This window comes from Streptomyces sp. NPDC001568 (assembly GCF_042893755.1).
Classification (GTDB): Bacteria; Actinomycetota; Actinomycetes; order Streptomycetales; family Streptomycetaceae; genus Streptomyces.
This window is the reverse complement of sequence record NZ_JBIAVF010000002.1, coordinates 484970-499585: the sequence shown is the minus strand read 5'-3', so window position 1 is coordinate 499585 and position 14616 is coordinate 484970. Positions and strand designations below refer to the sequence as shown.

Below are 14616 nucleotides of genomic sequence, written 5' to 3'. Positions count from 1 at the left end.
TCGGGGGACTCCCGTTCGGCGCCGGCGTGGCTAGCATTCTCGTAAGTGCTTGTCGTGCAATCCCATATGGGATTGCGTGATCATGAGTGTCCGACGAGAAGGGGACCGAACATGCGGTTACGCAATGGGGTCGTGGCGAGCGAGATTCCCGACGTGACGTGGGTGAAGAGCAGTTCCAGCGTGGGCAACGGCAACTGCGTGGAGGTCGCCGCACTCGACGGCGGCGGGGTGGCGATGAGGAACTCGCGCTTCCCCGACGGACCCGCGCTGGTCTTCACGGCGGCCGAGATCGAGGCGTTCGTCGACGGCGCGAAGCGGTCCGAATTCGATCACCTGGCGGGATGACGGCCGGACCTCGGTCCGTTTGGCAGGCCGAATTCCGGGCTAAATCGTAGGCCAAAGCTTGGACGGTCGGGTGGAGAGACTCCATGGTGATGACTGGGACCCGCCTCAGTCGTATAGGAGTTCACATGCCCGCGCTCCCCGAGCCGCTGCCCGATCATCAGGTCGCTCCGGTACTGCCGCTGGGGCGAGAGCCGGGCCGGGCGGCGGCCGGCCGCGTCCTGGGGCAGGCGCTTCGCGGGTTCCGTGAGGACCGCGGCCTCACCCTGCGGGACGTGGCCCCCGTCATCCGCGGATCCGTCTCGAAGATCAGCCGCCTGGAGCGGGGCGAGAGCCCGCCCAAGCCCAAAGACGTCATGGACCTGGCCCGGCACTACGGACTGGACGCCGAGGAAACGCGGACGCTCGAACGGCTCCTGGAGTTCGCCCAGGACTGCGAGTGGTACGAGCAGTACAGCGACGTGACTCCCGGATACCTCAGGCGTCTCATCCAACTGGAGGGCGACGCCGAGGAGATCTGTCTCTACGAGAACCTCGTGGTCCCCGGCATCCTCCAAACGCCCGACTACGCCGCGCACATGGTCCGGGCCGTCATGCCCAGCGCCCCGCACGAGGAGATCGTCCGGGTCGTACAACTGCGCACCCAGCGCCGCCTGCGCCTCATGGAGGCCGAGGTGCCGCGGTTGACGGTGTTGCTCGACCAGGGCGTCCTCAAGCGCCGTTGCGGCAGTGCCGAGGTGATGCGCGAACAGCTGTCGTACCTACTGAGCGCCGGCGACACCGCCAAGGTCAACATCCGCATCCTCGACATGACGTCGGGATACGTCGCCGCACCGCCCTACCCGATCACGCACCTCACGTTCCGCGACGGCGGGCCCGGCGAGCTGGCCTACGTCGAGCACATCAACGGCGCGAACTACGTGACCCGGCCGCGGGCCCTGGACGACCACCGCAACGCGCTGAGCAACCTGCGGGTCGCGGCGGCCTCCCGGGACCGCAGCCGGGAACTGATCGTCGAGGCGTTGGACGCCTTCCGCTGAACCGGGTTCAGCGCAGGCGACCCACGCCGCCCCATTCGACCCAGTCCTTCGGTCGGAGCTCGGCGGGGGGCGGAGTGCTGTCGGGCCGCCAGTCGACCACGTCGACCAGGCGCGGTTCGAGGATGTCCAGCCCGTCGAAGTACCGCTCCACCTCGTGGGTTTCGCGCACCCGGCCCCAATGGCCGTGCGTGCTCACGTCCATGAGTCGGGTGACGTCCTCACGCACGACCGGATCGTCGCTGACGAGCTGGCAGATCACCATGAAGCTGCCCGGCGGCAGCATGGCCGCGGTCCGGCGCACGACCGCCGCCGGATCCAACTCGTCGCCGGTGTCCGGGATGCAGTGCAGGACCGACACGAACAGGGCGGCCATCGGTGCCTCCCAGTCCAGGAAGGTGTCCGTCGCCCGCCGGATCGATTCCGTGTCCCGCATGTCCCGCGAGATGACCAGGGTGCCCGCGTTGTCGTGGAGGGTCGTCTGGGCGTGCGCGAGGACCATCGGATCGTTGTCGACGTACGCGACCTTGCAGCGGGGATCGACGCGCTGGGCCACCTCGTGGACGTTGTCCTGGGTGGGGAGGCCGGATCCGTGGTCGAGGAACTGCCGGATGCCGTAGTCCTCGACGAGGGTCCGCACGACCCGGGTGAGGAACGCCCGGTTGTTCCGGGCCAGGAGCTGGGTGCTGGGCGCGATCTCCAGCAACTTGGCGCAGGCGGTGCGGTCGCTGTCGTAGTTCTCCACGCCGCCCAGGAGCCAGTCGTACATGCGCGCCACGCTCGGGGTGTGCATGTCGATCACGGGTGGCTGGGGGTTCTGCCCTAAGTCCATGTGCCCTCCTCGTGGCCCTGTCGGGCCTGTGCCGTGGAACCGGCCCATGGTAGGGAGTGCCCGGTACCCCTGCCAATGGTCCGTACCCGGTTCCGGCCGTCCTGCGGGCGGTGGCCGCCCGGTGATGTCGTCGGCCCTCAGTAGGTGACGACGATCCGCCGCGCCGGTCCGTCCACCCGGATGTTTCCGCCGACCGGCACCACGAGTTGCGGGTCGGTGTGGCCGAGGTCGACGTCGAACACGGCCGTCGTGTCCGGGGCGTACTCCCGCAGCGCCCGCAGGACGGCCTCCCGCTGCCGCTGCCGGAACAGGGCCCTGCCCGACGGGTCGAGGAGGTTGTCGAACGACCAGCTCTTGGCCCGCCCCATCAGCAGCGCGGGGAACTGCCGCAGGAGCCCGCGCTCGCCCATGCTCCGCAGGACGCGGTACACCTCCTCGGCGCGCGGCATGTCCTCCGAGGTCTCCAGGAACAGGACCCGGCCCGCGTGGGATGCCGAGGGCCCGATGCGGCCTGCCATCAGGAGTTGGGCGAGGATCTCCAGGTTGCCGCCCCAGCCGGGGCCCTCGACGACCCGGTCACCGCCGTACCAGGTCCAGCCGTCGACCGGCTCCGTCGGCGGTTCCGAGTCGAAGGTGCGCGGGTCGTCCCAGGGGCTGTTGACGTCCCCCGAGGCGGACGCCGGGGTGAGTTCGTACGGGCCCGAGGTGAACAGCGCCGCGCGGAGCGAGGCCGCCGTCGCCGGGTGCAGCTTCCCGGGTCGGCCCAGCTCGACCATCACCGAGCCGCCGTGGTAGGCGACCATGCCGAGGTCCCGCAGGAACAGCAGCAGGTTGGTGTTGTCGCTGTACCCGAAGAAGGGCTTGGGGTGGGCGGCGAGCAGCTCGCGGTCCAGGTACGGCAGGACGGCGATCTGGTCGTCGCCGCCGATGCTGGCGATCACGGCCTTGACCTCGGGGTCCGCGAAGGCCGCATGGAGGTCCGCGGCCCGTTCCGCCGGCGTCGCGCCGAGGCGCCGGGTGGTCGGATACTCCACGGTCCGCAGCCCGAAGTCCTCGCGGAGCCTGCGCAGGCCCAGCTCGTGCGGCAGCGGGAACAGGCCGGGCAGCCCTGCCGAGGGGGACACCACCGCGACCAGGTCGCCGGGGCGGGGCTTGGCCGGGTGAACGGGCTCGATCATGGTCATCGGGTGATCGTAGACGAGGCCGCGGGCCGGTCCCGAAGGAGTTGCGCGGAGCCCTCCGACGGCCGCCGAATCGAACGGACGTGCGTCGCGGTCCGGGTTGCGGATGCGGGGCGGCGTGGGTCGCGCCACAGTGGGCCCATGGGTATTGAAGACTACGGCGGCGGGCCCGGCGCCCAGCAGACCGGCGTACTGGTGGTCACCACCAACGACGTCCCCGGATACCGGGTCGAGCAGGTCATCGGAGAGGTCTTCGGACTCACCGTGCGCTCCCGGCACCTGGGCAGCCAGATCGGCGCGGGGCTGAAGTCCATGATCGGCGGCGAGCTGAAGGGCCTGACCAAGACCCTCGTCGAAACCCGCAACCAGGCCATGGACCGCCTCATCGACCAGGCCAAGGCGCGCGGCGCGAACGCGGTGCTGATGATGCGCTTCGACGTCACCGAAGCCGCGGACATCGGCACCGAGGTGTGCGCCTACGGCACGGCGGTCGTGCTGGTGCCGGCTTCCTGACCGGGCGCCCGCCCGCCCCCACCCCGTAAGTCCAGGACGGCGACGCGCTTTGTCCATGGGCCGACAGCCGTGCGGTCCGCAAGCTGACAGATCAGTGAGCGGACCGCACGGCTCCGGCAGTCGTGCGGTCTTCCGCGTCAGGAAGCGCCGACTCCCGGAGGCCCGATGCGCACCCCCCTCTGGCCGGCCGCGACAGCGGTCGCCGGCCTCATCGCCACCCTGCTCGGCTCCGCGCCCGAGGCGGTCGCCCCGCCGGCGGCGCCCGGCGCCGCCCCGCTGACGATCACCTCGGCCGAGCTGTCCGTCGCCGTGGACGGCGCCTTCCCCCGCGTCATCGGCTACACCCGGCGCGCCACCGGCGACGTGCTCCACGGCAACGAGGATCCGCTGGGCGCGATCCTCGTCAACGGGACCGCGCACACGCCCGCGGTCACCGCGGTCGCCTCCGCGTCGGCCGTCGACTACGCGCTGAACTTCTCCGGAGTGACCGTCAGATTCCGCCTGTCCGTGACGGGTTCGGTCGTGGAGTTCAAGGTCACCGCGATCGAGGACACGCCCGCCCTGCGGGTGCGCAGCCTCTCGATCCCCGACCACACCCTCGTCAGCGTCCGCAGCGACCAGCCGGGCGCCGCACTGTCGACGGCGACCATGCACACCGCCACCACCGGAACCGGTGACACCTTCACCCCGGTCACGGGCACCACCGCCGTCGACGCCGCCGCCGGCACCGTCATGTACGGCATGCTCAACACCGGCCGGCTGGCCGCGGCCATCGAGTCCAACTCCCTCCACGACCAGCCGTCGGGCGGCGCCGCCCGCGAGAACGGACGGATCGCCAAGCAGATCACCGACCAGGGGGCCTACCGGCGGGCCGGCCTGTGGAGCGGCGCCTGGCTGTACCGGGCCCAGGGCGCGGCGGACGCCGACACCGAACCCCTCCCGTACGCCAGGGTCGCGATCACCGCCGACCGCAACGCGGACTCCGTCGTCGACTGGCAGGACGCGGCCATCGCCCACCGCGACATTTGGACCCCGCCCACCGGCGCCCAGGACACCGCGCGCCGCGTCGTCCAGCGCATCCCGTTCAACTTCGCCTCCCAGGCCACCCACCCCTTCGCGCAGACCCTCGACGAGACCAAGCGGGTGGCCCTCGCCACCGACCACCTGGGCCAGTTCGTCCTGTTGAAGGGCTACGCCTCGGAGGGCCACGACTCGGCCCACATGGACTACGAGGACATCGGCGCCAAGCTCGGCGGCGCCGCGGACCTCAACACGCTCACCACCGTCGGGCAGGCCTACAACGCCGACTTCGGCGTCCACGTCAACGCCACCGAGGAGTATCCCGTCTCGGACACCTTCGACCCCGCCCGTCACAGCGGCGGCCTCGGCTGGGACTGGCTCGACCAGTCGTACTACGTGGACACCCGCAAGGACGGTCAGTCCGGCCAACGGCTGCGGCGCCTGGCGGACCTCAAGGCGGCCGCGCCCGGACTCGACTTCCTCTACGTCGACGTCTGGTACGGCGACGGCTACGTCTCGCGGCAGCTCCAGCGCGAGATCTCCGGACTCGGCCTGCAACTCGCCACCGAGTTCCCCCACACCCTCACCGAACAGTCGCTCTGGCACCACTGGGCCACCGACGTCAACTACGGCGGCAGCGATCTGAAGGGCATCAACTCCACCATCGCCCGCTTCCTCGCCAACCACACCAAGGACGACTGGATCGCCCGCCACCCGCTGCTCGGCGGCGCCGAGGTGAGCGCCTACGAGGGCTGGCAGGGCAAGAAGGACTACCCGGCCTTCCTCCGCACCACCTTCGGCGTGAACCTGCCGACCAAGTACCTCCAGGAGTCCCCGATCGTGAAGTGGACCGCCGACACGATCACCCTGGCCAACGGAACCACCGTGACCACCTCGGGCGGCACCCGCAGGATCACCACCGACGGCCGCACCGTCCTCAGCGGCTCCGCCTACCTCCTCCCGCGCGACGGCAAGCTCTACCACTGGAACGACGCGGGCGGCGTCACCACCTGGAACCTCCCGGCCGGCTGGACCGCACCGAAGCTCTACCGGCTGACCGACACCGGACGCCGGCTCGTCGGCGACCTCCCCGTCACCGGCGGCCGGATCACCGTCGACGCCGCCGCCCGCACCGCCTACGTGGTCACCGACGGCGCCGCGCCCGACCGGCCCGCCCCCCACTGGGGCGAGGGCACGCCCGTGAAGGACCCCTCCTTCCACGCGGGCGACCTCTCTGCCTGGACCGTCACGGGAACCGGCGCCGCCGTCGTCCGCAACACCATGGGCCAGCAGGAACTCACCTTCGCCGCCGGGGCCTCCGGGACCGTCTCCCAGCAGCTCACCGGCCTGACCCCCGGCACGTACACCGCCTCCGTCTGGGTCTCCACCTCCACCGGTCGGGCCGCCGGCCTCACCGTCACGCCGGCGGGCGGCGGACCCGCCGCGTCCGTGTACGCGGACTCCTCACCGCTCGTGAACACCCTGGGCGGTAGCGAGAAGAACGGCACGCGGATGCAGCGGATGAAAGTGTCCTTCGACGTTCCGGCAGGCGGGTCCACGGCCGACCTCGCCCTGTCCGCCGCCACCGGAGCGGGCACGGTGTCGCTGGACGACGTACGGGTGGTCCGCTCCGCCCGCACCCCGGCGGGTGGACACTGGTTCGCCGAGGACTTCGAGAGCGTCGACGCCGGCTGGGGCCCCTTCGTCCTCGGAGGCGCCGGCGGATCGGCCACGGACCCCCGTACGCACATCGCGCAGCGCAACGCGCCCTACACGCAGGCGGGATGGAACGGCAAGCTCGTCGACGACGTGATCGGCGGCCGGAACTCCCTCAAATCGCACGAGGAACGCACCGGCCTCGTGTACCGCACGCTGCCCCAGACCCTCCGGCTCACCCAGGGACGCTCCTACCGGGTGACCTTCACCTACGAGAACGGCTTCGCCGACGACTACCGGTTCGTCACCGGAGCGGGCACCACCGAGACGTCCACCGTGCTCGGCGAGGCCCGCACCCCCACCACCTTCACCCGGACCTTCACCGCCGGCGCCGACGCCTGGATCGGCCTGCGCAAGATCAGCCCGGAAGGCTCCCACAACGAGGCCGACTTCGTCCTCGACGATCTGACCGTCGATGACCTCGGTCCGGCCGGCGGCGGCGAACTCCTCGTCCCCCAGGACCGGATGCGGGTCAGCGCCGTGGACAGCCAGGAGACGACCGGCGAGAACGGCGCCGCCGCCAACGTCCTGGACGGCGACGCCGCCACGCTCTGGCACACCCGGTGGTACGGGGCCACCGCGCCGATGCCGCACGAGATCACCCTCGACCTCGGAGCCACCTACGACGTCAGCGCCCTGCACCTCCTGCCCCGCCGGACACAGAGCAACGGACGCATCGCCGACCACCAGGTGTTCACTTCCGTCGACGGGGTGAACTGGGGAACGCCCGCCGCCTCCGGCACGTTCGCCGACGGCGCCGCCCAGCAGGACGTGACCTTCGCCCCGAGGGCCGCGCGCTACGTCCGGCTCAAGGTCACGAGGGAGGTGGGCGGCAACCCCTGGACCTCCCTCGCCGAGCTCAACGTCGGCCACCGGCCCTGACGCCGGAACACCGCAAGTGGCCCCGGCCGGCGCCGACCGCCAGTACGGTGGCCTCCCGGGACGAGGAGGAGCGATGACCCGACGCAAGTCAGCGGCAGAGGTGTTCGACGCACTGGGGGAACGGTACGAGGACCTGTTCGGGCAGGTCCCCGGCCAGCTCGAAGCCCTCGACTGGCTCGCGGAACGGCTTCCCGCCGGCGCCCGGGTGCTGGACGTCGGCAGCGGCACCGGCCGGCCCACCGCCGAGGTGCTGGCCCGGGCGGGACACGCCGTCACCGGCATCGACGTCTCGGCGGCGATGGTCGAAGCGGCCCGCGCCCGGGTCCCCGGGGCCCGCTTCGACCAGGCCGACGTACGCACGTACGCGCCGCGGCCGGGCGGGTACGACGCGGTGTGCTCCTTCTTCCCGCTGCTCGTCATGGACCAACCGGACATCGCGGCGGCGCTGCGCCGCATGGCGTCCTGGGTGGTGCCCGGCGGCTACTTCGTGCTGGCCACGGTGCCCGGTGACATCCGGGGCCTGGACATCGAGTGGATGGGCCACCCGGTCACCGTCAGCAGCCTCTCCACGGAAGTCCACCTCTCGCTGCTCGCGGAGGCGGGCCTCGACGTGGTGCGCCACCACACGGCGTTCTTCACCCCGACCGACCCGCTCGCGGGCCCCGAGGAACACCTGTTCTGCTACGCGCACCGGCCGGCCTGAGCCGGACCGGTCCGTCCGGGAGGCGCTCCGGAGCCGTCGGCACGATCGCCCGGTGCGTCAGGGCAGCGGAGGGCGGCCCGCCTGCTGGGCGCGGAAGCGCACCGGCGCCGTCCCGACGCGGCGGCTGAACAGGCGGCTGAAGTACGCGGGGTCCTCGTAGCCCACCCGGCGCGCTATCCCGGCCACCGGCAGGTCGGTGCGCGCCAGGAGTTCCTTCGCGCGGCTCAGCCTGATCCCGAGGAGGTACTCCTTGACCCCCTCGCCGGTGGTGCGCCGGACGGCGCCGCGCAGTTCCGCCAAGGTGATGCCGAGGCGCGCGGCGTGCTCCGCGACCGGGATCGGCAGCAGCGCGTCCCTGGCCAGGGCCTCCATCACCGCGTCCCCGTGCCGGGACACCTCGGCGCGGGCATAGCGCAACGCCACGAGCAACGCGTGCACGGCGGCGGCGGCCTCCACCTCCAGCAGCGGCCCGCCGCTCCGGGCGGCGCGGACGATCCCGTCGACGACGTGCCGCACCCCGGCCGTTGCGCTCAGCGGCACCAGGGGACGGTCGGGGGTCACGTAGCCGAGGTCCGTGTACGCCGCCACGGCCGGTCCCGCGAAGTCGACGAAGCACTCGTCCCAGCCGCCCGGGCCCGGGCCGTAGTGGTGCTCGACCCCCGGCACCAGCCACAGCAGGGCCGGCGCGGTGACCGGCTGGGGCGGCCGCCCGGCGTGGGCGAACCAGCCCCGGCCCCGGGTGACGACGACGGCCACGTGGTGGTCCAGGAACCGGGGCCCCACCACCGGGAGTTCGCCCTCCTGCACGCCCACGCCGAGGCAGACCAGGCCGAGCCGGCGATGCCCCGCGGTCGGCGAGAAGTACCGCATCCAGCTGTTGTACGGAGGCGTCGGCATCTGCGGATTGTGATCCACGGGCCCGGTGGTGCTCAAGGGGCCGCGGCCCCCGTCCCACCCCGGGGTCCCGGCTCGGGCCGCCGCTGCCGGGCCGCACCCCCGGCGCGGGACCGGCGACCACCACCTGGCACCGGGGGCGGCCGGGCCCGCCGGGGCTGCTCCTCGGCCACGCCGCCGGGTCGACGGGCGAGATCGAGGAAGGAGCGGCCCTGCTCGGCGCGGCCCCGCGGAAGCAACGTCAAGATCATCGACGTTGACAGGGGCCTGCACAGTGCGTCTAATGGTGCCCGGTGTCGCGTGACTCCGGCCACAGAGCAGTGGGCCGGCCGGTGATCGGGCGAACACCCTTCACACCCGAGGACGCGCCTTGAGCCAGAGCTCCGCGCCCCGCAGCTGACGCCTTCGCGGCCGCACACCGGCCCCGCACAGCTCCGCAGCACCTCCACCCCCCCCCGGGCATGCCACCACGACCCCGCCGCGCCGTTCGGCGTCGGCGGGATCCTCCGTCCGCATGCCTGCCCCGCCCTGCCGCGCCTCGCCCCGGTCCGTACCGTCGGCCCGGTGGCGTGCCCGCTCCCGCCCTGAGAGGGAAACAGTCGTGCCCACGTCCTTCAACCAGTCCGTCATCGAGGAGTTCCGAGCCCACGGGGGGAAGGTGGGCGGCCCGTTCGAGGGATCGGAGCTGCTCCTGCTGACCACCACCGGCGCGAGGTCGGGCGCCGAGCGGACCACGCCGCTCGGTTTCGTCCGCCACGGCGAGGGCCTCCTCGTCGTCGCCTCCAACCTCGGCGCCCCCCACCACCCCGACTGGTACCACAACCTCCTCGCCCACCCCCAGGTACGGGTGGAGCTCGGCGCCGAAAGCTTCGAAGCCCTCGCCGTCCCGGCCGAAGGGGCGAGGCGGGAGGAACTCTTCGCCCACGTGCTCGACGCCGAGCCCGGATACGGGGATTACCAGGACGCGACGGACCGGATCCTGCCGGTCGTGCTCCTCGGACCGGCCGACCCCGACGGGTGGCAGTCTCCCGGAGAGGTCCGCGACCTCGCGGCCAAGGTCATGGAGGTCCACAGCTGGCTGCGGGCCCAACTGCGGCACGTGGGCGTCGAGACCGAAGCCCACTTCACCGCCCGCGCCTCGCACACCGGCCCGGGCGAGCCGCCGCCGCCGGGACTCGGCCTGCAGATCCGCCAGCGCTGCCTGGCGTTCTGCCAGGCCCTCGCGTTCCACCACGCGAGCGAGGACGACCACCTGTTCCCCGGCATGGCCCCCCACCACCCGCACCTGGCCGCCACGTTCGCCCGGCTGCGGGAGGAACACGAGGAACTCGCCCGGATCCAGGCCGAACTCGTGACCCTGCTCCACGGCGTCCACATCGCGGAACCGGACCGGTTCCGCACCGAACTGGCACGGATGACCGCCGAACTGACCGCGCACCTCGACCACGAGGAGGCGGAACTCATCCCGCTGCTCGCCGAGATCCCCTGGCCGCCGCTGCCGCCGGGCCGCGACTGAACGCCGCCAACGGTCGGGGGAGGGGAACGAGGACCCGTGCCGGAACCGGGGCGACGAGCTCCCGGGACGGTCCGGGAAAAGTTTTTCGGAAACGGTGACAACCGAACGGACCGCCGCGCGTCGTGCGGGGGTGAAGGGCGTGGTTGAGCGCCCTCGACCCGACCGTGGAGAACCACTGTGAAGAACCTCAAGCGCGTCCCCCTCTCCGCCCGCCGGGCGGCCGTCGCCCTCGCCGTCGCCGCGGGAGCGACCGTCGTCCTCGGCGGGCCGGCCGTGGCCGCGCAGGGGGCGGCCGGTGCTCCGGTGCCCACCGCCAGTGCGACCCCGAGCGCCGCGCCCAGCGGCGTGCCGACGCACCCGGCCGGCGCGAAGCCGACCCCGTCCGCGAGCGTCGGGGCGAGCTCGAAGCCCGCCCCGAGCACGAGCGTGCCCGCGAGTGCGAAGCCCACCGCCCCGACGAGCGCGAAGCCGAGCCCGAGCGTCAGCGCGCCGGGCAGCGCGTCGCCGTCCGTCCCGGGTGCGACGCCGTCCGCGACGCCCTCCGCCGCTCCCGGCGGATCCGAGCTGGCGCATACTGGCTCCTCGGCGACCACCGTCGCCCTCGGCGCGGGAGCGGCCGGGCTCGTCGCCGTCGGTGGCGGAGCCCTGTACGCCGTACGGCGCCGCGCCGCCAACTGAGGACCTCCGTGCTCGACCTCGCACCAACCATCGGCCCCCTCACGCCCGGGTTCGCCCGGGCGTGGCGGGGCTTGTGGTGGTGGCTCTCGCGCCGCGACCGCACCGCCCCGCCGGCCGGTCCCGGCACGCGCCCGTACGCGTACACGTACGACCACGCCCGCACGTACGACCACGCCGGGACCTTCGGCGACGACGGGACGCGCGGCGCGGACGAGCCACCGCCCAAACCCACCATCAGTGAGCTCTACCACGCGCACCGGCTGGGCATGGTCCGCCTCGCGGTGCTCCTCGTCGACGACCCGGCCACGGCCGAGGACGTGGTCCAGGACGCCTTCACCGCCCTGTACCGCCGGTACGGAGAACAGATCACGGAGGTGGACAACGCGCTGGGCTACCTCCGCACCTCGGTGGTGAACACCTCGCGCTCCGTGCTGCGCCGGCGGCGCACCGCCCGGGCGTGGGTGCCGCCGGTGACGGCCGACATGCCCTCCGCCGAGGCGTCGGTCGTCCTCGGGGAGGCGCACCGTGAGGTGCTGGCCGCGCTCCGCGAACTGTCCCCGCGCCGCCGCCAGGTACTGGTGCTGCGCTACTGGGCCGATCTGAGCGAGGCGGAGATCGCCGCCACCCTCGGCATCAGCCGGGGATCGGTGAAGTCGAACGCCAGCCGCGGGCTGGACGCGCTGGAGAGGATTCTGGAGGGCCGGGTATGACGGGTACGACGGACAGGGAGCGGCACGACGGCGAACGCCCCGTGGAGTACCGACTGCGGCAGGCCCTGGCCGCGCGGGCGGACGAGGTGACGGTCATCGGGCTCCGGCCCGCCGATCCGCCGGGTCCGCACCTGCGCCGGCTGTCGGTGCGCGCGCTGTGGCGGCGCCGCTCGACCTGGGCCTTCGTCGGACTCTCCGGTCTGGCCGCGGCCGCTCTGGCCGGGTACCTGGTGCTCGGGCCCGACACGGTGGCGCCCCGCCCGGTGCCGCCCGCCGCGCCGCCCGAGCTCACCTCGCCGAGCCCGACGCCCACCCCGAAGCCGACCCCGACACCGAGCCGGCCGTCGACGTCCCCCGCACCCGGCGCGGTGCCGTCGCCCTCGGCGTCGCCCTCGGGGCAGGTCGGTCCGTCCCGGATGCCGCCGTCGGGCACCGCGGGGTCCGGTTCCTCACCGGTACCGTCGCGGGCACCCGCGACGACCCCGGCGAACTCCGTCCCGCCGTCCACTGCATCCCCTTCGGCGGCCAAGCCCTTCCCCACGCCGAGCTCCCCGGCGACCTGACCCGGCCCTGCCGGCCGGAACAGGACGGTCCGCGGCGAGAGCCGTCGGCACCTCACGCACGGCCTTACGCGCGCGTTGAGCCCGTGGCCTCGATCGCCTTGACCAAAGGGGCCAGTTCGGGGCGGGTGGAGGCTTCGTCCAGGGCCTCGCGGAGGGCGGTGGCGTTGGTCGGGCGGGCCTGGGACAGGAGGGCCAGGCCCGCTGCGCTGACGTCGGTGTAGATGCCCCGGCGATCGGTGTCGCAGATGTAGCGGTTCAGCAGGCCGCGGTCCTCCAGCCGGCTGACCAGGCGGGTCGTCGCGCTCTGGCTGAGCACCACCGAGTCCGCGACCTGGTGCATCCGCAGGTGTCCGCCCGGGCCGTTGTGCTGCCTGCTGAGCACGTCCAGCAGCGAGTACTCGCGCACGCTCAATCCGTGCCCCGCCTGGAGAGCCCGTTCGATGTGGGCCTCGATGCGGCCGTGGAGGAGGGAGAGGGCGCACCAGCCCTGTGAGAGGGCGGTCAGTGCGCTGTCCGTGGCCGTCATGACTCCTCCGTCGCTTGCCGGTGGCGTCGCCCTACGACGCGTACCGCCAGGATAGGCCACACACGCAATAGCCCGCGCTTGCAAATATCCCGCGTCTGCAATTAATGTGGACGAAGGCAAACGGCGAACGCATGCATGTGACGCCGCCTTCGACCGGACCCCCACCGGACACCGGACCCCCCACCGGACCCCTCCACCCCTCACTCGAACCCTGAAGGGCACCTCCCTCATGCCTCTCGCGCTCCTCGCCCTCGCCATCGGGGCCTTCGGGATCGGCACCACCGAATTCGTGATCATGGGCCTGCTCCCCGAGGTCGCCGCCGGATACGGCGTCACGATCCCCACGGCCGGCCTGCTGGTCACGGGCTACGCCCTCGGCGTCGTCCTCGGCGCCCCGCTGATGACCGTCCTCGGCACCCGCGTCCCCCGCAAGCGCATGCTCATGCTGCTGATGGGCCTCTTCATCGTGGGCAACGTGCTCTCCGCGCTCGCCCCCACCTTCGGCCTCATGCTCACCGGCCGGGTGGTCGCCTCCCTGGCCCACGGCGCCTTCTTCGGGATCGGCTCGGTGGTCGCCGCCGGGCTCGTCGCACCCGAGAAGAAGGCCGGAGCCATCGCCATGATGTTCACCGGCCTGACCGTCGCCAACGTCGTGGGCGTGCCGCTCGGCACCCTCGTCGGACAGCACCTCGGCTGGCGCGTCACCTTCCTGATCGTCGCCGCGCTCGGCGTCCTCGGGCTCCTCGGCATCGCCCGCCTGGTTCCCGACCTGCCCCGCCCCGAGGGCGTACGGATCCGCCACGAGATCGCCGCGTTCCGCAACGTGCAGGTACTGCTCGCCATGGCGATGACCGTCCTCGGCTTCGGCGGGGTCTTCGCCGCCATCACCTACATCACCCCGATGATGACCAACGTCGCCGGATTCGCCGACACCTCCGTGACCTGGCTGCTCGTCCTCTTCGGTCTCGGCATGGTCGCCGGGAACCTCGTCGGAGGCCGGTTCGCCGACCGCGCGCTGATGCCGATGCTGTACGTGTCCCTGGGCGCGCTGGCCCTCGTACTGGCCGTCTTCACGCTCACCGCCCACACCAAGGCGGGCGCCGCGATCACCATCGTCCTCATCGGCGCCCTGGGCTTCGCGACCGTGCCCCCGTTGCAGAAGCGGGTACTCGACCAGGCCGCCGGCGCCCCCACCCTGGCCTCAGCCGTCAACATCGGTGCCTTCAACCTGGGCAACGCCCTCGCCGCCTGGCTCGGCGGGCTCGTGATCGCCGCCGGACTCGGCTGGACCGCGCCGAACTGGGTCGGCGCCGCCCTCGCCGCCTCCGCGCTCGTCCTCGCCGTCGTCTCCGGAACCCTGGAACGCCGTACGGGACGCCGCACGGCGGCGGAAACCGGCCGCGTCGTCACCGCGGGCGCCGCACCGTCGGTACCCGCGCCCGCGCCCGTGTCAGCCCGTCGCTGACGCCCGCCCTCCCTCCCCGCCCCCTCCCACGCAACAGG

At 72.6% G+C, this 14616-nt stretch carries 14 protein-coding genes; 10 read left to right on the top strand and 4 right to left on the bottom strand.

From position 1 onward, the window contains the following. Positions 1–111: 111 nt before the first annotated feature. Together ACFY0I_RS05360 and ACFY0I_RS05355 are read left to right on the top strand one after the other, a co-directional pair. Positions 112–345 (top strand): DUF397 domain-containing protein, encoded by a 234-nt coding sequence (locus ACFY0I_RS05360; RefSeq protein WP_388890434.1) that lies wholly within the window; start codon positions 112–114, stop codon positions 343–345. A gap of 125 nt (positions 346–470) precedes the next feature. Further along, positions 471–1382 (top strand): helix-turn-helix domain-containing protein, encoded by a 912-nt coding sequence (locus tag ACFY0I_RS05355; RefSeq protein ID WP_388890432.1) that lies wholly within the window; start codon positions 471–473, stop codon positions 1380–1382. 7 nt (positions 1383–1389) lie between these two features. Here ACFY0I_RS05355 and ACFY0I_RS05350 read toward each other — a convergent pair whose 3' ends face one another. After that, on the bottom strand, positions 1390–2211 hold the full coding sequence (locus ACFY0I_RS05350; protein WP_388890429.1) for an SAM-dependent methyltransferase: 822 nt from the start codon (positions 2209–2211) through the stop codon (positions 1390–1392). A 137-nt stretch (positions 2212–2348) separates the two neighbouring features. Continuing rightward, a complete protein-coding gene (locus tag ACFY0I_RS05345) occupies positions 2349–3389 on the bottom strand; it encodes a S66 peptidase family protein (RefSeq protein WP_388890688.1) in 1041 nt (346 codons plus the stop codon). Positions 3390–3533: 144 nt separating this feature from the next. On the opposite strand from ACFY0I_RS05345, the gene ACFY0I_RS05340 reads away from it, so the two are divergent. The 3 genes from ACFY0I_RS05340 to ACFY0I_RS05330 all read left to right on the top strand — a co-directional run bounded on the left by ACFY0I_RS05340 (position 3534) and on the right by ACFY0I_RS05330 (position 8226). Beyond that, the gene (locus tag ACFY0I_RS05340) at positions 3534–3905 is read left to right on the top strand and encodes a YbjQ family protein (protein WP_388890426.1); all 372 of its coding nucleotides are present in this window, start codon (positions 3534–3536) and stop codon (positions 3903–3905) included. A 165-nt stretch (positions 3906–4070) separates the two neighbouring features. Next, positions 4071–7523 (top strand): endo-alpha-N-acetylgalactosaminidase family protein, encoded by a 3453-nt coding sequence (locus ACFY0I_RS05335; protein ID WP_388890424.1) that lies wholly within the window; start codon positions 4071–4073, stop codon positions 7521–7523. 73 nt (positions 7524–7596) lie between these two features. Next, complete coding sequence (locus ACFY0I_RS05330) at positions 7597–8226, top strand: class I SAM-dependent methyltransferase (protein ID WP_388890421.1); 630 nt, start codon at positions 7597–7599, stop codon at positions 8224–8226. 57 nt (positions 8227–8283) lie between these two features. Here ACFY0I_RS05330 and ACFY0I_RS05325 read toward each other — a convergent pair whose 3' ends face one another. Next, positions 8284–9123 carry a helix-turn-helix domain-containing protein gene (locus ACFY0I_RS05325; protein WP_388890418.1) on the bottom strand — a complete coding sequence of 280 codons (840 nt, stop codon included), beginning with the start codon at positions 9121–9123 and terminating at the stop codon, positions 8284–8286. 598 nt (positions 9124–9721) lie between these two features. On the opposite strand from ACFY0I_RS05325, the gene ACFY0I_RS05320 reads away from it, so the two are divergent. The 4 genes from ACFY0I_RS05320 to ACFY0I_RS05305 all read left to right on the top strand — a co-directional run bounded on the left by ACFY0I_RS05320 (position 9722) and on the right by ACFY0I_RS05305 (position 12587). Beyond that, positions 9722–10636: a nitroreductase/quinone reductase family protein gene (locus ACFY0I_RS05320; RefSeq protein ID WP_388890415.1), complete on the top strand. Its 915-nt coding sequence runs from the start codon at positions 9722–9724 to the stop codon at positions 10634–10636. 177 nt (positions 10637–10813) lie between these two features. Further along, on the top strand, positions 10814–11314 hold the full coding sequence (locus tag ACFY0I_RS05315) for an LAETG motif-containing sortase-dependent surface protein (RefSeq protein ID WP_388890412.1): 501 nt from the start codon (positions 10814–10816) through the stop codon (positions 11312–11314). 8 nt (positions 11315–11322) lie between these two features. Then, positions 11323–12024, top strand: a complete 702-nt coding sequence (locus tag ACFY0I_RS05310) for an RNA polymerase sigma factor (RefSeq protein WP_388890409.1) — start codon at positions 11323–11325, stop codon at positions 12022–12024. Then, positions 12021–12587, top strand: coding sequence for a hypothetical protein (locus ACFY0I_RS05305; RefSeq protein ID WP_388890406.1), 567 nt, complete (start codon positions 12021–12023; stop codon positions 12585–12587). The genes ACFY0I_RS05310 and ACFY0I_RS05305 overlap by 4 nt, the downstream gene beginning before the upstream one ends. A 64-nt stretch (positions 12588–12651) precedes the next feature. On the opposite strand, the gene ACFY0I_RS05300 is transcribed toward ACFY0I_RS05305, so the two are convergent. Continuing rightward, positions 12652–13113 carry a MarR family winged helix-turn-helix transcriptional regulator gene (locus ACFY0I_RS05300; protein ID WP_388890404.1) on the bottom strand — a complete coding sequence of 154 codons (462 nt, stop codon included), beginning with the start codon at positions 13111–13113 and terminating at the stop codon, positions 12652–12654. 229 nt (positions 13114–13342) lie between these two features. Between ACFY0I_RS05300 and ACFY0I_RS05295 the strand changes: the two genes are divergently transcribed. Continuing rightward, entirely contained in the window at positions 13343–14578 is a 1236-nt protein-coding gene (locus ACFY0I_RS05295) for an MFS transporter (protein WP_388890402.1), read from the top strand. Positions 14579–14616 lie beyond the last annotated feature (38 nt).